Source organism: Neorhizobium sp. P1_A6 (assembly GCF_056406795.1).
Genome location: NZ_JBFTZM010000013.1, coordinates 112,425 through 130,213 on the forward strand (window position 1 = coordinate 112,425; position 17,789 = coordinate 130,213).

General features: G+C 63.6%; 17 protein-coding genes. 4 read left to right on the forward strand and 13 right to left on the reverse strand.

The features are described from left to right. Complete coding sequence (locus tag AC1D3C_RS23485) at positions 1-1,002, reverse strand: zinc-dependent alcohol dehydrogenase (RefSeq protein WP_477484548.1); 1,002 nt, start codon at positions 1,000-1,002, stop codon at positions 1-3. A gap of 219 nt (positions 1,003-1,221) precedes the next feature. Here AC1D3C_RS23485 and AC1D3C_RS23490 point away from each other — a divergent pair, with 219 nt between their 5' ends. Then, positions 1,222-2,016, forward strand: coding sequence for a CDP-alcohol phosphatidyltransferase family protein (locus AC1D3C_RS23490; RefSeq protein WP_477484549.1), 795 nt, complete (start codon positions 1,222-1,224; stop codon positions 2,014-2,016). After that, positions 2,003-2,752, forward strand: coding sequence for an FkbM family methyltransferase (locus AC1D3C_RS23495; RefSeq protein ID WP_477484550.1), 750 nt, complete (start codon positions 2,003-2,005; stop codon positions 2,750-2,752). Before AC1D3C_RS23490 ends, AC1D3C_RS23495 begins: the two co-directional genes overlap by 14 nt. 5 nt (positions 2,753-2,757) lie before the next feature. Here the strand turns inward: AC1D3C_RS23495 and AC1D3C_RS23500 are convergent, their stop codons facing one another. Further along, complete coding sequence (locus AC1D3C_RS23500; RefSeq protein WP_477484551.1) at positions 2,758-3,684, reverse strand: lysylphosphatidylglycerol synthase transmembrane domain-containing protein; 927 nt, start codon at positions 3,682-3,684, stop codon at positions 2,758-2,760. A 27-nt stretch (positions 3,685-3,711) separates the two neighbouring features. Here AC1D3C_RS23500 and AC1D3C_RS23505 point away from each other — a divergent pair, with 27 nt between their 5' ends. Further along, on the forward strand, positions 3,712-5,352 hold the full coding sequence (locus AC1D3C_RS23505) for a sulfatase-like hydrolase/transferase (RefSeq protein WP_477484552.1): 1,641 nt from the start codon (positions 3,712-3,714) through the stop codon (positions 5,350-5,352). A 27-nt stretch (positions 5,353-5,379) separates the two neighbouring features. Here AC1D3C_RS23505 and AC1D3C_RS23510 read toward each other — a convergent pair whose 3' ends face one another. The 8 genes from AC1D3C_RS23510 to cobA form a co-directional block, all read right to left on the reverse strand. Then, the gene (locus AC1D3C_RS23510; RefSeq protein ID WP_477484553.1) at positions 5,380-6,093 is read right to left on the reverse strand and encodes an ABC transporter ATP-binding protein; all 714 of its coding nucleotides are present in this window, start codon (positions 6,091-6,093) and stop codon (positions 5,380-5,382) included. Next, the gene (locus AC1D3C_RS23515; RefSeq protein ID WP_477484554.1) at positions 6,090-7,859 is read right to left on the reverse strand and encodes a branched-chain amino acid ABC transporter ATP-binding protein/permease; all 1,770 of its coding nucleotides are present in this window, start codon (positions 7,857-7,859) and stop codon (positions 6,090-6,092) included. The genes AC1D3C_RS23510 and AC1D3C_RS23515 overlap by 4 nt, the downstream gene beginning before the upstream one ends. 3 nt (positions 7,860-7,862) lie before the next feature. Then, positions 7,863-8,897, reverse strand: coding sequence for a branched-chain amino acid ABC transporter permease (locus tag AC1D3C_RS23520; protein WP_405029402.1), 1,035 nt, complete (start codon positions 8,895-8,897; stop codon positions 7,863-7,865). Positions 8,898-8,971: 74 nt separating this feature from the next. Further along, entirely contained in the window at positions 8,972-10,120 is a 1,149-nt protein-coding gene (locus tag AC1D3C_RS23525; protein WP_038547176.1) for an ABC transporter substrate-binding protein, read from the reverse strand. A 144-nt stretch (positions 10,121-10,264) separates the two neighbouring features. After that, complete coding sequence (locus AC1D3C_RS23530; protein WP_477484555.1) at positions 10,265-10,780, reverse strand: MarR family winged helix-turn-helix transcriptional regulator; 516 nt, start codon at positions 10,778-10,780, stop codon at positions 10,265-10,267. A 4-nt stretch (positions 10,781-10,784) separates the two neighbouring features. Then, the gene (kynU, locus tag AC1D3C_RS23535) at positions 10,785-11,978 is read right to left on the reverse strand and encodes a kynureninase (RefSeq protein ID WP_477484556.1); all 1,194 of its coding nucleotides are present in this window, start codon (positions 11,976-11,978) and stop codon (positions 10,785-10,787) included. A gap of 163 nt (positions 11,979-12,141) precedes the next feature. Further along, positions 12,142-13,455 carry a cobyrinate a,c-diamide synthase gene (locus AC1D3C_RS23540; protein ID WP_477484557.1) on the reverse strand — a complete coding sequence of 438 codons (1,314 nt, stop codon included), beginning with the start codon at positions 13,453-13,455 and terminating at the stop codon, positions 12,142-12,144. Beyond that, positions 13,452-14,231: a uroporphyrinogen-III C-methyltransferase gene (gene cobA / locus AC1D3C_RS23545; protein WP_477484558.1), complete on the reverse strand. Its 780-nt coding sequence runs from the start codon at positions 14,229-14,231 to the stop codon at positions 13,452-13,454. Before cobA ends, AC1D3C_RS23540 begins: the two co-directional genes overlap by 4 nt. 53 nt (positions 14,232-14,284) lie before the next feature. Here cobA and AC1D3C_RS23550 point away from each other — a divergent pair, with 53 nt between their 5' ends. Then, the gene (locus tag AC1D3C_RS23550; protein ID WP_477484559.1) at positions 14,285-15,397 is read left to right on the forward strand and encodes a cobalt-precorrin-5B (C(1))-methyltransferase; all 1,113 of its coding nucleotides are present in this window, start codon (positions 14,285-14,287) and stop codon (positions 15,395-15,397) included. Here the strand turns inward: AC1D3C_RS23550 and cobM are convergent. Genes cobM through cbiE form a run of 3 tightly spaced genes read right to left on the reverse strand, consistent with a single transcriptional unit; the run spans position 15,370 to position 17,788 of the window. Beyond that, positions 15,370-16,155 carry a precorrin-4 C(11)-methyltransferase gene (gene cobM, locus AC1D3C_RS23555; RefSeq protein ID WP_477484560.1) on the reverse strand — a complete coding sequence of 262 codons (786 nt, stop codon included), beginning with the start codon at positions 16,153-16,155 and terminating at the stop codon, positions 15,370-15,372. The two genes, AC1D3C_RS23550 and cobM, sit on opposite strands and share 28 nt — an antisense overlap. Next, positions 16,152-16,538 carry a cobalamin biosynthesis protein gene (locus AC1D3C_RS23560; RefSeq protein ID WP_038547158.1) on the reverse strand — a complete coding sequence of 129 codons (387 nt, stop codon included), beginning with the start codon at positions 16,536-16,538 and terminating at the stop codon, positions 16,152-16,154. Before AC1D3C_RS23560 ends, cobM begins: the two co-directional genes overlap by 4 nt. Continuing rightward, positions 16,535-17,788 carry a precorrin-6y C5,15-methyltransferase (decarboxylating) subunit CbiE gene (cbiE, locus tag AC1D3C_RS23565; RefSeq protein ID WP_477484561.1) on the reverse strand — a complete coding sequence of 418 codons (1,254 nt, stop codon included), beginning with the start codon at positions 17,786-17,788 and terminating at the stop codon, positions 16,535-16,537. The genes AC1D3C_RS23560 and cbiE overlap by 4 nt, the downstream gene beginning before the upstream one ends. Position 17,789: the final 1 nt, after the last annotated feature.

Sequence of the window (17,789 nt, forward strand, 5' to 3'; positions counted from 1 at the left end):
TCAGTATTTGATGCGATGGCAGAGCGTGGTGGCCGAGCCGATAATGTCGGCATAATCGGCGGCGATGGTTTCGAACGGTGTTTCGCCCGAAATCAGATGGTCGAGCCGGTCGTCGCCGAGAAGCTGGAGTGCCTTGCTCATGCGGCGCCTCGTGTCCCAGCGGGCGCGCCGCCCGGGCGGCAGCGAGGCGACCTGCGAGCTGACGATGGACAGGCGCTTGGCATGAAAAGCATGCCCAAGCGGGATCTCCACGTGCTTTTCTCCATACCAACTCGCTTCGATAACCCGGGCTTCGAAACCGGCATGATCGAGCGCCGTTGCCAGAGCGTCGGCCGAAGCGGAAGCATTGACCAGCACGTCGCAATCATGGGGCACATCATCGGCAGACGAAAATCGAAGACCGAGAGCCTTAGCGGTTTCGGCACGCTCCGGTTCGATATCGGAGATCACCACTTCAGTGCCGATGATCCGCGACGCAAGGTAGGCGACCAGAAGCCCCACGACGCCGGCGCCGAAAATGACCACGCGGTCACCCGGCTGGATGCCCGCGTCCCAGGTGATATTGAGCGCGGTTTCCATATTGGCAGCCAGCACGGCACGGTGCGGGGGTAAATCGTCGGCAAGCGGGTGAATAGCCGAAACGGGCACCCGAAAACGATCCTGATGGGGATGCAGGCAGAAGACAGTTCTGCCGACGAGGCGTTCCGGCCCTTCTTCGACAACGCCGACGGCGGCATAGCCGTATTTCACCGGGAAGGGAAACCGGCCTGCCTGATGCGGTGCGCGCATGCGCTCGTATTCGCTTTCCGGCACCTGTCCGGCGAAGACCAGCGATTCGGTGCCGCGGCTGATGCCGCTATAAAGCGTGCGGACGACAACCTCGCCTTCGCACTCCGCCGGCAATTTCTCCTGCCGAAGCGCGCAACGGCCTGTCTCCTCGATCCAGAGGGCTCTTCCGTCCTTTTGCGTTGCCGCATTGGGGGCTGTCTCACGCCTTGTCACGCATCACACCTTTCACGCCACAACAATCCAGACCTAGAGGCTTCAACGATGACGGCAAGGGAGTCGTTGTGCGAGAGGTCGACATCGCTATCACGTTTATTTGACACTGGTTTTGCGGATCCGGCCTTTGCTGCGCTCCGTATTCTTCTCCATGTAGTGCCTGTGAGGAGAGCGTCATGAGTGTTTCATATCATCCCTGGGACGAGGAAGGCATGTCCGATGGCTGACTGGATGAATGCCGGGCCGCTGGATCGCCAGGCGGCGCGCAGGGCTTATCGCTTGCTCTCCCTGGATGCCTATGCGGTGACCATGACCGTCGCTGCCGCGCTCGTTGCGGCGATGCATTTCCTCGGCGACTGGCTCGGCATCGACACGGCCGCTGCCGGCTGCGCCTTCATCGTCTATGCAGTGATTTCCGCCATCGCTCTCGGCAATCTCCACGCCCACAGCCATGGCCGTTTTGGCGTTGCCAATATCGTGACGACCATCCGTGCCGCGCTCACGGCAGTATTGGGCGGGATGGTGCTGGCGTCTCCACAATTCGGCGTGGATCTCGACCAGAGCGCACTGTGGCTGCTCGGCTTCGTGGTTGCCTTCGCGTTGGCGCTGGATGGCGTCGACGGTTTTCTCGCCCGCCAGACCGGCACGGCCTCGCACTTCGGTGCCCGTTTCGACATGGAAGTGGATGCGCTGCTGATCTTTTTTCTCTCGCTCGCGGCCGTGCTGCTCGGCAAGGCGGGACTTTGGGTTCTGCTGATCGGATTGATGCGTTATGCCTATGTCGGGGCGCAGGCGGTGTTTCCGGCGCTCAAGGGCGAACTGCCTCATTCGATGCGCCGCAAGACGATCTGCGTCGTGCAGGGCGTGGCGCTCTGTCTGATGTTGTTTCCGGTCGTTACGATGCCGGTCTCCACCCTGCTTGCGGCCGGGGCTCTTGCCTCGCTCACCTATTCCTTCGCCGTCGACGTGATCTTCCTGGTGAGTGCAAGCAAGAACCACCATGCCGCGACCTGATTTTTCCGCTTTCCTTGGCCTCACGCGCTCGCTGCTGATCTATTACGGCCAGCCTTGGCGGCGTTCTTCACTGAAGCGGCTTTATGCGGACCTTATCCGCAAGGGCGATCTGGTGTTCGATATCGGCGCCCATGCCGGCAGCCGAAGCCGCACGCTTCTGTCGCTCGGTGCCAGGATCGTCGCGCTGGAGCCGCAGCCGTTGTTTGCGGACTTCATCGCCAGATCCTTTGCCGGCGAAGAATTGACGTTGTTGCGCAAGGCAGTCGGCAAGGAACCAGGCAATGTCGACCTGCATATTTCCAGCCGTCACCCGACCGTGACGAGCATCTCCTCGTCCTGGATTTCGAAAGTCGGAAAGACCTCCGGTTTTCGCAATGTCACATGGGATAGGGTCGAACGTGTGGAGATGACGACGCTCGATGCGCTGGTCGAAGAATACGGGCTGCCTGCCTTCTGCAAGATTGATGTGGAGGGCGCGGAAGCGGATATCATCGCCGGGCTACATCATTCCATCCCACTGATCGCCTTCGAGTATATCCCCGCGACGATGGAAATCGCCGAGGAGGCAATCGGGCATCTGCGGAAGCTTGGTCCCTATCGCTTCAACCGGGTTGAGGGCGAGCGGCATCGGCTCGTCCATCAAGAGTGGATTGCCGCCGACGCGATGCTGGCGGAGATTGCCGGTCTTTCCGGCCAGACGTTTTCCGGCGATATCTATGCACGGCTGAAGCCCTAACGATTTTAACGCTTTCGCCTCTTGAGCAGCGCGACGAAAATGAACGCCAGCCCGGGTGCTGCGCCGACAAGCGCCAGAATTCCGTAGAGGATGCTGGCGGCGACGCCATTGGAGGCGGGGTAACCGAAGAGCGGCCAGAGCGCCGCCGCTGCCGCCTCCCTGGCGCCCCAGCCGGCAATGGTCGCAGGGATCAGCATCATCAGCAGACAGAGCGGAATTGCGGTAACCGCCGCGAGCGCCGGCAAAGGCGAGCCGACGGCTGCTGAAGCGAGCATGAACATGGCGATATAGCTTGCGACGATGACAATGCTGAATAGCGTCTGCATTATCCAGGCTCCGTCCTGCAGGAAGACTTGCGCCAGCGCGGACCTCAGCCTTCCAAGCTGAGGTCGGATGCGGCGCGGCGGGAAGCGGAGTAGCAACAGACACACGAAGACCAACCCGGCGACGATAAACGCGAAACAGGAGAGAAGGTGGCGCAGCTCCTCCGGAATCATCGCTCCGCCGAGAAGCGGCCAGAGCATGACGCCGATGGTGGCTATGAGAAAAAATACACCTTGCCCCGCGATCCGCTCGAAGATCACGGCCTGCGCCGGCACTTTCCAGCCGCCATCACCATGAGCCCGGTTGCGGATGGCGCGCACGGCATCGCCGGCCACACCCCCCGGCAGAAGCTGGTTGATCAACGTTCCGAGATAATAATCGCCGATCGCCTGGCCGACGCCCAAGTGCTGGCCCAGCCGCGCCGCCGTGAACCGCCAGCGGAGCGCGGAAAGAACGATCTGCACCTGCACCAGAAGAAGCCCGGCGCCCACGTGGCTCGGATCGGCCGAGGCAAGGCTTGCGACAATCCGATTCGGATCGAAGCGCAGGATCACGGCAATGAGAAGTGCGAAGGCTGCAGATAAGCCTATAAGTTTCAGAAAACGCATGGGCCGAAGGTTTTGCAGGAGCAACGCATGAACGAGTTTCGGCCCTTTCGCCAGAGTGACATCGACAGAATAGGGCATATCGCGCAACGCAAGGCAAATAGACTGCCATTTCTGAGGATCACGATCGCGCTGGCGATCGTTGCGGCAATCCTGGCGCTTCCTTCCGACTTTACCGATTTTTCCGAGATCAGGTTTCCGCTGGAAGTGGCCGCAGTTGCGTTGCTGGCTTCCGTGCTGGCAGGTCTCGGTTTTTCCCTTCTGCGCATTGCAGTCACCCTGCTGCTGGCGGCAATGCTGTTCCTGAAGCTTGCAGATATTGGCACTGGCACCGCCTTCCAGCGACCGTTCAATCCCTATCTCGACCTCAAGATCCTCACCGACGGCTGGAATCTCCTAAGCGGTTCCATCGGCCTTACGAAGGCGGTCGGGTTCATCTGTGCGGGGCTTCTGGCATGGGTGGTTGTCGCCGTCGCCCTATATTGGTCGCTTGGCGGTTTCCGTCGTCTTTCGGGGGGAGTCCGGCGCAAGTCCGCACTCGTCTCCGGTGCGGTTCTGTTGATCGGCCTGGTGGCGCTTGCGGTCCAAAATGACGATCGACGCAGCCTCGGCGTCGAGGCTGATGCCGCTTCCTATTTTGTCAATCGCATCGCCATGGTGAAGGATTCGATTGCCGATCTCGCCCGGTTCGAGGACGAACTGAAGCAGGATCCGGTCACCGCCGGGTCGCATTTTTCGGCGCTTGCCGGCACCGATGTCGTGCTGGTGTTCGTCGAATCCTATGGCCGCAGCGCGATCGAAGATCCGCGTTACGCGACGGTCATCGACAACCGGCTGACGTCCGTGGAGAAGGAGATCGGGGCCGCAGGCCTGCAGGCCCGCAGCGGCTGGCTGACCTCGCCGACCGTCGGCGGCATCAGCTGGCTCGCGCATGGTACGCTGCTCTCCGGTCTCTGGGTCAACAACCAGGGGCGCTACGACCGGATGATCACCAGTGAGCGGACGAGCCTCAACAATCTCTTTCGGTCCTCCGGCTGGCGCACCACGGCGGTGATGCCGGCGATCACGCTCGATTGGCCGGAAGCCGGTTATTTCGGTTATGACAGCATCCATTCCGCTGCAGGGCTCGGCTATCGCGGCAAACCCTTCAACTGGGTGACGATGCCGGATCAGTTCACGCTCGAGGCATTTGAAAGACTGGAGCGTCCGGTGGGCCACAAACCGGTCATGGCGGAAATGGCGCTGATCTCCAGCCACGCACCCTGGACGCCGCTTCCCTCGTTGGTCGACTGGGACCGGATCGCCGACGGCGCCGTCTTTAATGCGCAGGCGGAAAGCGGCGACCCGCCTTCAATCGTCTGGGCCGACCCCAGCCGCGTGCGGGCGCAATATCTCACCTCGATCGACTACACGCTCGAGACGCTGGGCTCCTATATGGCGCGCTACGGAAAGAACACGCTGTTCATCCTGCTCGGCGACCACCAGCCGGCGTCGATCGTTACCGGCGAAGGGGCCTCGCGCGACGTGCCGATGCATATCGTCACCGGCAATCCGGACCTCCTGAAACGCCTCGACGGCTGGAACTGGCAGAAGGGCATGATCCCGCTGCCATCCACCCCGGTCTATAGCATGGACGAATTCCGCCGGAAGCTCGTCGAGAGTTTCGATTGATCGACCGTGTCAGGCCGAGTTGCCTCATCAGGAATGGGTGCCGAGGTAGCTTTCCATCAGCGCCGGATTGACCGCCATTTCGCTTGCCGGGCCGGAAAGGCGGACTTCGCCCAATTCGACCAGATAACCCTCGTCGGCGATTTCGAGCGCGGCGCGGGCATTCTGCTCGACGAGCAGGATAGAGACGCCGGTCTTTCGCAGTTCCGAGACGATGTTGAGGATGTCGATGACGATCCTCGGCGCGAGGCCCAGGCTCGGTTCGTCGAGCAGCAGCAGGCGCGGCCGGCTCATCAGGGCGCGGCCAAGCGCCAGCATCTGCCGCTCGCCGCCGGAAAGCGTGCCGGCCAGCTGCTTGCGGCGTTCGGCCAGGCGCGGGAAACGCGTATAGACGTCCTCGCGCGTCTCGGCGCGCTCAGCGGCGCTGCGCAGGAATCCGCCGAGCTCTATATTGTCCTCGACCGACATGGTGGCGAACAGTTCGCGCTTTTCCGGCACGAGGCACAGGCCGCCGGCAACGCGGCCTTCGACGGAGCGCGGCACGGGCGCGCCGTCGTAGATGATCGTGCCGGAAGAGGGAACGATGCCCATGATAGCGTTGAGCAGTGTCGATTTGCCGGCGCCGTTTGCACCGATCACGGTGACGATGCTGCCGGGCTTCATGCTCATCGATATGCCGTGCAACACCTCGGCGCGGCCGTAGGAGACGTGGATGTCGGAGAGCTCAAGCAGGTTTCCGCTCATACGACACCTCCCAAATAGGCGGCGACGACCGCCGGATGTTTGCGCACGTCGGCCGGCTTGCCTTCGGCGATCAGGGTGCCGAAATCGAGCACCACGAGATGGTCGACCAGACCCATGACGAAGCCCATGTCATGCTCGACGAGCAGCACACTGACGCCCTCCTCGCGCAGCTTCTTCAAGAGATTGGCGAGTTCCTGTTTTTCGCCGTGACGCAGGCCCGCCGCGGGTTCGTCGAGCAGTAGTACGGCCGGGTCGGCGGACAGGGCGCGGGCAATTTCGAGGATGCGGATCTGGCCGAGCGCCAGATCGCCCGCCGGACGGTCGCGATAGGCGCCGAGCCCGACGCGTTCGAGCTGGAGGGCAGCTTCGGCAAGCAGTGTAGCCTCCTGCCTCCGTTCGAGCCGCAGGAAACTCCTGAAGACGCCGGCCGAGCCGCGCAGATGCGCGCCGAGCGCGACGTTTTCCAGCACCGACATGTCTGGCAGGATCTTCGCGTGCTGGAAGGTGCGGGCGATGCCGTGTTTGGCGACTTCGCGCGGGCTATCGCCGGTCATCGGCTGGCCCTCGTAGAAAACCGATCCGCTGGTCAACGAAGCAAGGCCGGTGATGAGGTTGAAGGTCGTGCTCTTGCCGGCGCCGTTCGGCCCGATCAGGCCGACGACCTGGCCGGCGCGCACTTCGAAACTGACATCGTTGACCGCCACCAGGCCGCCAAAGGCTTTTCGCGCCTTTTCCACCTTGATCAGCGACGAGCCGGCCGGCGCGAGCGTTCGTTTGGCAAGCTTGTCGTCGGAAGTCGGAAGAGACCGCGCAGGCCGCTTCGGCAGGAGCTTCAAGACGAATGGCCAGAGGCCGTCACGGGCGAGCTGCAGGATCACCACCAGCAGGATGCCGAAAACGACCATTTCCAGATTGGCGGTGGTGCCGATCAGGTCCGGCAGGAAACGCTGCAGCACGTCCTTCATGATCAGCACGATGCTGGCGCCGAAAATTGCGCCCCAGACGTGACCGGAACCGCCGACCACGGCCATCAGCAGATATTCGATGCCCATGCTAAGCCCGAACGGCGTCGGGTTCACCGAGCGCTGCATGTGGGCGTAGAGCCAGCCGGAAAGGGCGGCGACCACGCCGGCAAATACGAAAACGGTGAGCTTGGCGCGCACGATATTGACGCCGAAGGCTTCCGCCGCCTGGCCGCCGCCGCGCAGTGCTCGGATGCCGCGGCCGATCCGCGAGTCGAGCAGGTTTTTCGCGCCGATCGCGACAGCAATCACGAAGAACCAGATGAGGTAATAGATCGACCCGTCGCTCAGGAAACGATAGCCGGCGACTTCGACCGGCGGGATGCCGGAAATGCCGTCGTAGCGGCCGAGGAGGTCGATCTTGCCGAACAGATAATAGAGCGCCAGGCCCCAGGCGATCGTGCCGAGCGGCAGGAAATGGCCGGAAAGGCGCACGGTGATGAGGCCGAGCGGCAGGGCGGTCAACGCCCCGACGATCAGCGACAGCGGCAGGGTCAGCCAGGGCGAAAAACCGTAATTCGTGCTCAACACGGCAGTCGTATAGGCGCCGAAACCGCAGAAGGCGGCCTGGCCGAACGAGGTGAGGCCGCCGACGCCGGTCAGCAGCACAAGGCCGATCGTCACCAGAGAGGCGAGGCCGATATTGTTGAGGATCGTCAGCCAGAACGGCGGCACCGGCAGGAGAGGGATGACCGCCAGGAAAACGATGCCGGCAAGGCCGGGAAGCAAACGCTCGATCTTCATCGCTCACTCCTCCTCGTGGAAACTGCCGCTCAGCGACAGCCAGATCAGAACGGGAATGATGAGCCCGAAGACGATGACCTCCTTGAAGCTGCTGGCGAAGAAGGAAGAGAAAGATTCGACCAGCCCGACACCGATCGCCGCGATCGCGGTGATCGGGAAGCTCGCAAGCCCGCCGATGATCGCCGCCACGAAGCCCTTGAGCCCGATCAGGAAGCCGGTGTCGTAATAGATCGTGGTGATCGGGCCGATCAGCACGCCGGAAACGGCGCCGATCGCGGCGGCCAGCGTGAAGGCAGTGACGCCGGTCAGATGGGTGCGGACGCCGACCAGCCGTGCGCCGAGCCGGTTGACGGCGGTGGCGCGCAAAGCCTTGCCGAGCAGCGTCCGCTCGAAGAACAGGTAGAGGCCGATGATGATCGCGATCGTCGCACCGTAGATGCAGAGGCTCTGGGCGCTCACCATCAACGAGCCGATCGTGTAGTTGTCGTTCGCGAGCGGTTCGGCACGCAGGCCCTCGGCGCCGAAGAAGACGAGGCCAAGCCCCATCATGGCGAGATGCACGCCGATCGAAGCGATCAGCAGGACGAGCACGGAAGCATCGGCGAGCGGCCGGTAGGCAATGCGGTAGATGTAGGCGCCCATGGGCGTGATGATCAGGATGGTCAACAGGGCTTTTGCGACAGAGGGAAGGCCGAGCGGTGCAAGCACGATGGTGATGCCGTAAATCACGCCCGGAAGCACCAGGTTAAGGGCGAGACTGCGCAGAAAGGTGCGGACATCGGTGCCGCGGCGCATGCTCCAGAGATCGAACAGAAAGGCGATCGCTCCAAAACAGACGAGAAGCGAGGTGGTGGCGGGCACCTTGCCGCCGTCGAGAAGCGCCAGCGTCAATGCGCCATAGGCGACGAATTCGCCCTGAGGAATGAAGATCACCCGCGTGACCGAAAAGAGCAGGACCAGCGCCAGGCCGAGAAGCGCATAGATCGCGCCGTTGGTGACACCATCCTGGATCAGGAAGGTCGCAATCATCGCGTCCAAAGAATTTCCCCCGATAACAGAAAAGACGCTGCAAAAAGGCCCGGCGCGGACGCCGGGCCTCGTTCAGTTGCTCTTTACTTGGTGATTTCGAACTTGCCGTTCTTGGCTGTGAACAGCACGACGGCGCGGTCGTCGAGGCCGAGGTGATCGTCGGCCTTGAAGTTGAAGACGCCCTGGCTTGCCGGGAACGGACCGCCGGTTTCGATAGCGTCACGGAGAGCCGCGCGGAATTCCGGCGTGCCGGGCTTTGCCTTCTTGAGCGCGACCGGGATGGCTTTCTTCAGGATGGCCATGGCATCGTTGATATGTGGGCCGAACTGGGTGCGGGTGCCGGGACCGAACTTCTTTTCGTAGGCCGTTACGTAGGCCATGCCTTCCGGCTTGGTCTCCGCGGTATCCGGCAGAGCTTCCGGCGCCATGGCCGGGCCGGAGGCGAAGATCGTGTTGTCGGCAGCCTTGCCGGCGATGCGCAGGAAGTCGAAGGTTACGGCGCCATGGGTCTGGTAGATCTTGCCGGTAAAGCCGCGTTCGCGGAGACCGATCTGCGGCAGTGCGGCGCCGGTGCCGGAGGCGCCGACGAAGACGGCATCCGGACGTGCGGCGACCAGTTTCAGCACCTGGCCGGAAACGGAGGTGTCAGGACGGGCGTAACGCTCGTCGGCGATGACCTTCAAACCGTATTGTTCGCCGATCGCCTTGAACTGGCCCATCCACAGGTCGCCATAGCTATCCGAGAAGCCGATATAACCGACCGTCTTGACCCCGTCGGCCTTCATCTTGGCAAACAGGTTCTTGGCGATCAGGCCGGCATCCTGCGGCATGATGAAGGTCCACTTGCCCTTGGAAATGTTCGGCGGAACCGGCGAGCATCCGAGATGCGGCGTGCTGCTTTCAGCCGCCACGCCGGCGACGGCGATCGAAGCGGGGGTCAGTGCCGAGCCGACCAACACGTCGACCTTGTCGTCATTGACGAAGCGGCGGGCATTGGTGGTGGCGATGGATGGGTCGCCGGCGTCATCGAGAACAATGACCTTCAGCTTTTCGCCACCCACTTCGGTCGGCCACAATTCGACGGAGTTCTTCAGCGGAATGCCGAGCGCCGCACCCGGGCCGGTCGACGATATGGTCACGCCGATCGTGATGTCGGCCAGCGCGGAGCTTGCAAATAGGGACATGGACAGGGCGGCAACGGGCGCCATCCCAGCAAAAAACCGGTTCTTCATAGGATCCTCCCAGGACAAAAGCGGGCGATCTCCTCCCGCCCTGCCATTTGTTTACAGGGAGATTGTTTCTTTGTAAACAATTCTGATAATGGTTATGTAAAGCTTACGAAGGCCCGGCCTGGACGCGGCGGGAGTGCCGAAGTCTCACTCGGCATCATGTCMCAGCAGCCGCGCCAAGCCGGCTTTGCCGTTCAATTCCACCATCTCACGCGCCGACTTGGCGCGACGCTCGATCAGTTCGAGCATCTCCATGAAGGCTGCGGTCTTTTCGGGCGGCAGATCGCCGAACATGTGTTTTTCGAGGGCATCGATGCCGGCCACCATCTTTTCGTAGACGGCCGTTCCTGCCGCCGTCAGCTGGATCTGGGCCCATCGCGCATCACGTGCGTCGGCGCGGCGGTCGATCAGGTCGCGATCGACAAGCTCGCGGATGGCACGCGACACCATCGCCTTGTCGATCGTCGTAAGCTTGCCGATCTCCATCGGCGAGATCGATCGATAGGTGCCGATCGCGGACATGACCCGCCAGATATTCAGCTTGAAACCGTTGGCTTCGCAAAGCAGGCTGACGAGCTTCATCATTTCCGCGTTGCTGCGCGCGAGCCGGTAGGGCACGACCTTGGAGAGCTTTCGGGGGGATGTGGGCCGTTCTTCCGTCATCCGCTCAGGTCACCAGCGCCCGCTGTCTATATTCGGTGGTGTCCCAGAGGCGATTGGTCATAATGTCTTCGAGAATATCCACCGCGCCCAGTACCTCACGCTCGCCGATATAGAGCGGTGTGAAGCCGAAACGAATGGCGTTCGGGGCGCGGAAATCGCCGATCACGCCGCGCGCGATCAGGGCCTGCATGATCGCGTAACCTTCCTCGTGCAGGAAGGAAATCTGGCTGCCGCGCTTCATCCCATCCCGGGGGGAGCCGAGCTTCAGCATCGGGCAGCGCTTCTCGACTTCCGCGACGAACAGATCGCAGAGGTTTATCGACTGCCGCCGCAGGTCCGCCATGTCGACGCCGTCCCAGGCATCGAGCGCTGCGTCGAGCGCCGCAAGCCCGATGATCGGCGGCGTGCCGACCCGCATGCGGTCGATGCCGCCGCCCGGACGATAACCGAGATCGAAGGCGAAGGGCTGTTCGTGCCCCAGCCAGCCGGACAGCGCCGGCCGCACCTTGTCCGCATGGCGCGGCGCGACATAGATGAAGGCCGGCGCGCCGGGCCCGCCGTTCAGATATTTGTAGGTACAGCCGACCGCGAAATCCGCGTCCGCACCGGAAAGATCGACCGGCAGGGCGCCGGCCGTGTGGGCAAGATCCCAGACGGTGATCGCGCCGGCGGCATGCGCCTTTTCGGTCAGCGCCTTCATGTCGTGCAGCCGTCCGGTGCGATAGTCCACCTCCGTCAGCATGACCACGGCGACGGTTTCGTCGATCGCGGCTTCGACCCCTTCCGGCTCGACGATCTTCAGCTCAAGACCCTTGCCGAGCGAGCCGATCAGGCCCTGTGCCATATAGAGGTCGGACGGAAAATTACCGCTGTCGGACAATACGACCTCGCGTTCAGGCACCAGTTCCAATGCCGAAGCGAGCGCCTGGTAGACCTTGATGGACAGGGTGTCCCCCATGACGACCGTGCCTTCCGCCGCCCCGACCAGCTTGGCCACCCGGTCGCCGATCCGCCGTGGCATTGCCATCCAGCCGGCCTTGTTCCAGCCCTTGATCAGCAGTTCRCCCCATTCATCGGCCATCAGCCGGGCGACGCGTTCCCTGGCGGCAAGCGGCAGCGGTCCGAGCGAATTGCCGTCGAGATAGATCACGCCTTCCGGCAGATAGAAGAGCGAGCGGGTCTTTTCGAAATCCGTCACCGGAACACCTTGCTGTTCGAAACCAATCGTTTGAGGGCATCTAGCCCCGAGTAACCCAGACTAGAAGCTGGCGAGGGACGCGCAAGACGGATTTGCGCCCTATTCGATTATTTGCGGGCGGCGGACGCCGAACGGCGGTTGTGGCGCTTTCAACCCCTCCCGGTTAGCCGCGGGCAATCGCGTGGAAAAAGGCGCCGCTGACGAAGCCCCGCCGGCCGCCTGTCGGGCCGATCGGCTTGCCGCCACCGTCGGCGATCGTAGCAAATGGCTGGTCGGTTCCCGGCGAAACAACGCTGGCATAGTGGAACTCATGGCCGCGGATCTTATCGCCCTTGCCGCCGAGCGGGCTGTTCTCGGCGATCTCCGCCTGCCGGTAACCGAGGTTCATCCGGCGTTTGGCGAAACTGGTGCGGTGGGACAGGAGACCGGTCATGGCGTGCGTCACGCCGTCGGCATCCTCCAGCGTTTCTCCGAGCACCATGTAGCCGCCGCACTCGCCGTGAACGGGTTTTGTTTCTGCAAATCGCATTAGGCCGGTCTTGAAATTCTCGGCAGCGGCAAGCCGTCCGGCGTGCAGTTCGGGATATCCGCCCGGCAGCCAGCAGACGTCGCAGCCGGCAGCCGGTGCTTCATCGGCCAGGGGCGAGAAGGGAACAACCTCTGCACCGGCGGAGCGCCATTCGCGCATCAGATGCGGGTAGAGGAAGGTAAAGGCGGCATCCTGCGCCAGCGCGATCCGCTGGCCGGGCGGACGCAGTGATTTTTCCGTCGAACCGCCGGGAATATTGAAGGGCTTTGCGGCGGCGTAGATCGCATCGAGGTCGAGCGAGGCTTCCATGGCGTCGGCCAGCCGCTCGATATGCGCGTCCATTTCCGGGTGTTCGCTCGCCTGCACCAGGCCGAGATGCCGCTCGGGCAGAACCAGCGAGGGATCACGCAGGACGGTGCCGACCACGGGAATCCCGGCCGCCTGGATGGCATCGCCGCACAGCTTCTTGTGCCGTTCGCTGCCGGCCCGGTTGAGCACGCAGGCGGCGATTTTCACGGTCGGATCATAATGAGCAAAGCCGTAGGCGATTACGCCGGCGGTCTGGGACTGGCCGGAGACGTCCAGCACCAGCAGCACGGGCAGGCGGAACAGCCGGGCAAGATCGGAGGCAGCGCCCGAACGGTTCTCTTCGCTGACGATGCCGTCGAAAAGGCCCATGGCGCTTTCGATCAGAAGCAGCTCGGCATCCTCCGCCTGTCCGCGCGCCAGGTGCCGCAGCAGGTCCGGCGCCATCGCCCAGCTGTCGAGGTTGAGGCCCGGCCGATGCGTCGCGGCCTCGTGAAAACCCGGATCGATATAATCCGGGCCTGTCTTGATGCCGCGCACCTTGACGCCGCGGCGGGCAAAGGCGCGCAGCAGGCCGATGGTGACGCTGGTCTTGCCGGAGCCGGAGCGCGGCGCACCGATGATGAGCGCGCGCGCCGTCATGACTTGCCCCCCGACAAGACGGCCTGCATGGAGACGATCCGGCCGATGACGATCAGGGCGGGCGCAGCGAATTTCTGCCGCACGACCTCGGCCTCGACCGTCGCAAGCGTTGCAATCAGCGAGCGTTCGTCCGGCGTCGTCGCCGCCATCAGCACCGCGACCGGCGTTTCCGGCGATAGCCCACCTTCGATCAGCAGCCTGGCGATCGTGCCGATCGTGCTGACGCCCATATAAACGACGATCGGCTCGCCGGTTTTCGCCAGCGCCTTCCAGTCCAGGTCGCCGGGACTGCCGGCCGCATGGCCGGTCGCAAGCGTGATCGCGCGGCTCATCCCCCGCATCGTCGCGGGAATGTTGGCGGAAGCGAGAGCCGCCAGCGCGGAGGTCATGCCCGGCAGGATGCGGAACGGAATGTTTTCTCGGGCAAGCGCTTCCGCTTCCTCGCCGCCGCGTCCGAACACGAAGGGATCGCCGCCCTTCAGCCGCAGAACACGCCGGCCCTTGCGGGCGAGTTCGATCAGCAGGCCGGTAATGTCATCCTGGGCGACGGAGGGTTTGCCGCCGCGTTTTCCGACGAAGACAAGTTCGGCGGTCGTCGCGAGCGACAGCACGCCGTCGGAGACTAGCGCGTCGTGGACGATCACGTCCGCCTTGCCGATCGCATCGGCGACTTCCAGCGTCAGGTAACGCGGGTGGCCGGGGCCGGCGCCGGCGAGCCAGACATGGCCGGGCTCGAAGACGGGTGCTGCGACGATAGTTTCGATGCTTTCATTCATATGCGGACCTTTGACCGGTGACGCTCGGCCCCGGTCGGGCTATAGAAACGGCCATGGAAGTGGATGGCAAGAACCTTCGTCGTGGCTGGACCACGGGAACCTGTGCGGCGGCGGCAAGCAAGGCGGCTTGTCTTGCCCTCCTTTCCGGAAAATTTCCCGACCTGGTCGAGGTGACTTTGCCGGGCGGGCAGACGCCGTCCTTCTCCCTCGCCGTCGAAGAAACCGGCGAGGGATTTGCAAGAGCCGGGATCGTCAAGGATGCCGGCGATGACCCGGACGTCACGCATGGCGCGCTGATCAAGAGCACCGTGCGGCGCGGCCCGGCCGGCAGCGGCATCACCTTCAAGGCCGGCGAAGGCGTCGGCACCGTCACCCGCGCCGGCCTGCCCCTGCCCGTCGGTGAACCCGCCATCAATCCGGTGCCGCGCAAGATGATCGCCCAGGCGATCGCCGAGGTCGCCGGCGAAGAGGCCGATTTCGAAGTCGAGATTTCCGTCGCCGATGGCGAGAAGATCGCCGAGAAGACGCTCAACGGCCGGCTCGGAATCCTGGGCGGCATATCGATCCTCGGCACGACCGGAATCGTCATTCCCTTTTCCTGCTCGGCCTGGATCCATTCGATCTGGCGCGGCATCGACGTGGCGCGCGCCGCCGGGCTCGATCATGTGGCAGGCGCCACCGGCAACACGTCCGAAAAGGCGGTGCAGGCGCATCATGGATTGCACGAGATCGCGCTGATCGACATGGGCGATTTCGTCGGCGGCATGCTGAAATATCTGCGCGACCATCCGGTGCAGAAGGTGACGATCGCCGGCGGTGTCGCCAAGATGACCAAGCTGGCGCAGGGCATGCTCGACGTGCATTCCAAGCGCGGACTGGCCGATCTCGAAGCTCTGGCGAAACTCGCCGGTGAAGCCGGGGCGAGCGATGAGCTTGCGGCGCAGATAGCGGCCGCCAATACCGTATCCCAGGCGTTCGCGCTCGCTGGCGAAAACGGCCTGGCGCTGGGCGACCGGATTGCCGCGCTCGCCTGGAAGACCGCCGCCAAGGCGCTCAAACAGCCCGAGATCGCGCTGGAAATCCTGGTCTACGATCGCGAGGGCCGGCTGGTCGGCCGGACTGCGTTTACGCCGTCCGATCATTCGGGATCCTTGTCGCCGGCCTGAGGCCAGCCGGGACGGAAGCGGCGCACGTAATCGGCATTGTAAAGCTGGCTCTCGACGAAATCGGCAGCGCCCAGGCCCTTGCCAACGAAAATCAGCGCAGTCCGTTCAGCTGGCTCCGCCGCCAGCTTCGCTTCGATATCGGCAAGCGTGCCGCGGATGATCCGTTCTTCCGGCCAGGAGGCGCGAACCACGATTGCGACAGGGCAGTCTACGCCATAAAACGGCGTCAGTTCGGCCACGATACGGTCGAGCGCATGGATGGCGAGGTGGATCGCCAGCGTCGCGCCGGTCGCACCAAAGGCCGCCAGCGTCTCGCCTTCCGGCATTTTCGACGCCCGGCCGGAAACGCGGGTGAGAATCAGGCTCTGCGCCACTTCCGGGATGGTCAGCTCCCGCCTCAGAGCCGCCGCGGCGGCGGCAAAGGAGGGCACGCCGGGAGTGAGGGTATAGTCGATGCCGTGCTTCTCCAGCCGGCGGATCTGTTCGGCAACCGCGCTCCAGACGGAAAGATCGCCGGAATGCAGCCGCGCGACATCCCGGCCGGCTTTGTGGGCCGCCACGTATTCCGCCTCGATATCGTCCAGCGACAGCGACCCGGTATCGACGATCCGCGCATCCTTCGGGCAATAGTCGAGCAGTTCCTTCGGCATGATCGAGCCGGCATAAAGGCAGACCGGCGAACGGGCGAGAATATCGCGACCGCGCACGGTGATGAGGTCGGCGGCGCCCGGTCCGGCGCCGATGAAATGCACGGTCATGAATGGTCCTTCGAGCGTGCCAGCGCGCAGGTGGCGCCATCGGCAATCAGCCGCGCGACAATCAGTTCGGAAGCCTCGCCAGCGGCGGCCAGTGCCGCGGCTTCGGAAAGGCTTGGCGTGGCCGTTTGCGCAAGACTGTGTTTCGAAACTGTTCTGGTGCGCGCTTCCACCTGCTTCAGCGCCGCCTCGTCGACAATCTGCAGGGGCAGGCGCAGCCGCTGCGCAAGCGCGACCATCCCCGGCTCATGCCGCTTGATCTCGCCGGTCGCCAGAACGGAGACGGATTCACGTGAAATATTCGCCGCGGCGCAGGCAGCAGTTAGCGCCGAAAGCAGCGCTTCCGCGGACGTCCCCTTGCGACAGCCGAGACCGGCGGCAATCATGGTTTCACTCCGGGTTTCGTCCAGCTCCATTGGGTGACCGGCATGGCCGGCTTCCAGCCCGACATGCCGCCGATCGGCGCTGCGCGGGAAACCTCCATGCGGATCAGTTCGCCGCCGAGTTTCGCATGCGCTGTCAGGAGGACCGCTTCCATTTCCAGCGTCACGGCATTGGCGACCAGCCGCCCGCCGGGCTTCAACGCCTCCAGGGTCCTATCGAAAACGCCGGGTTCGCTGCCGCCGCCGCCGATGAAGATCGCATCCGGCTGCGGCAGGCCGGCCAGAGCTCCCGGCGCCTCACCTTCGACGATGCGCAGTCCGGGCACACCGAATGCCGAGGCATTCCGCGCGATCCGTGCTGCCCGATCCGGATTGGCTTCGATTGCAATGGCCTTCAGGGATGGATCGGCGAGCATCCACTCGATTCCGATCGAGCCCGAGCCGGCGCCGATATCCCACAACAGTTCGCCGCGGTGCGGAGCCAGTGCCGAGAGCGTCAGCGCCCGGATTTCACGCTTGGTGATCTGCCCGTCATGTTCGAACAGCGTATCGTCCAGTCCGAAAGCGCGCGGAAGGACAAAGGCCCCAGCTTCGGCCTTTACGACGATAGCGACGACATTCAGCACATCGACATCCGTTAGCGCAAACTCATCTGCCTGCTGCGAACGAATGCGTTCCGCCGCCCCGCCCAAAGATTCCAGAACAGTTATCCGAGAAGGCCCGAAACCGGTGCGAGACAAAAGCTCCGCCAGCGCCGCCGGCCCGTTCTCATCGGATGTCAGCGCGATGATCCGCCGGCCAGGATGCAGCAGCGGTCGGATGTAATCGAGCGGACGGCCATGCAATGATACGGCTTCGATGTCCTGCAGCGGCCAGCCAAGCCTTGAGGCGGCCAGCGAAAAGGCCGAGGGGGCGGGATAGGCGGTATATTCTTCAGGCGCGACATGGCGAGACAGCGTTGCGCCGACGCCGAAGAAGAAGGGGTCTCCGGAGGCCAGCACGCAGACCTTTTGGCCACGCAGCGCCACGACGTCGCGCATTGTTGCATCAAACGGTGTCGGCCACGGTCGGGCTTCGCCGGTGATCAGAGAGGCTGCCAGTTCCAGATGCCGCGTGCCGCCGAAGACCACGGTGGCCGAAGCAATTGCCGCGCGCGCATTGTCGCCGAGGCCCGGCACGCCATCTTCGCCGATGCCGACGATGGACAGCCAGCGGCTTTGGTTTAAAGGTTTCCGAACTGATTCAGGAGGCATC

Excerpts from the sequence above, each read along its gene's own strand:
- AC1D3C_RS23490 (WP_477484549.1), top strand. The coding sequence starts at position 1,222 with ATGGCTGACTGGATGAATGCCGGGCCGCTGGATCGCCAGGCGGCGCGC.
- AC1D3C_RS23495 (WP_477484550.1), top strand. The coding sequence starts at position 2,003 with ATGCCGCGACCTGATTTTTCCGCTTTCCTTGGCCTCACGCGCTCGCTG.
- AC1D3C_RS23500 (WP_477484551.1), bottom strand. The coding sequence starts at position 3,684 with ATGCGTTTTCTGAAACTTATAGGCTTATCTGCAGCCTTCGCACTTCTC.
- AC1D3C_RS23505 (WP_477484552.1), top strand. The coding sequence starts at position 3,712 with ATGAACGAGTTTCGGCCCTTTCGCCAGAGTGACATCGACAGAATAGGG.
- AC1D3C_RS23510 (WP_477484553.1), bottom strand. The coding sequence starts at position 6,093 with ATGAGCGGAAACCTGCTTGAGCTCTCCGACATCCACGTCTCCTACGGC.
- AC1D3C_RS23515 (WP_477484554.1), bottom strand. The coding sequence starts at position 7,859 with ATGAAGATCGAGCGTTTGCTTCCCGGCCTTGCCGGCATCGTTTTCCTG.
- AC1D3C_RS23525 (WP_038547176.1), bottom strand. The coding sequence starts at position 10,120 with ATGAAGAACCGGTTTTTTGCTGGGATGGCGCCCGTTGCCGCCCTGTCC.
- AC1D3C_RS23540 (WP_477484557.1), bottom strand. The coding sequence starts at position 13,455 with ATGACGGCGCGCGCGCTCATCATCGGTGCGCCGCGCTCCGGCTCCGGC.
- cobA (WP_477484558.1), bottom strand. The coding sequence starts at position 14,231 with ATGAATGAAAGCATCGAAACTATCGTCGCAGCACCCGTCTTCGAGCCC.
- AC1D3C_RS23550 (WP_477484559.1), top strand. The coding sequence starts at position 14,285 with ATGGAAGTGGATGGCAAGAACCTTCGTCGTGGCTGGACCACGGGAACC.
- cobM (WP_477484560.1), bottom strand. The coding sequence starts at position 16,155 with ATGACCGTGCATTTCATCGGCGCCGGACCGGGCGCCGCCGACCTCATC.
- AC1D3C_RS23560 (WP_038547158.1), bottom strand. The coding sequence starts at position 16,538 with ATGATTGCCGCCGGTCTCGGCTGTCGCAAGGGGACGTCCGCGGAAGCG.
- cbiE (WP_477484561.1), bottom strand. The coding sequence starts at position 17,788 with ATGCCTCCTGAATCAGTTCGGAAACCTTTAAACCAAAGCCGCTGGCTG.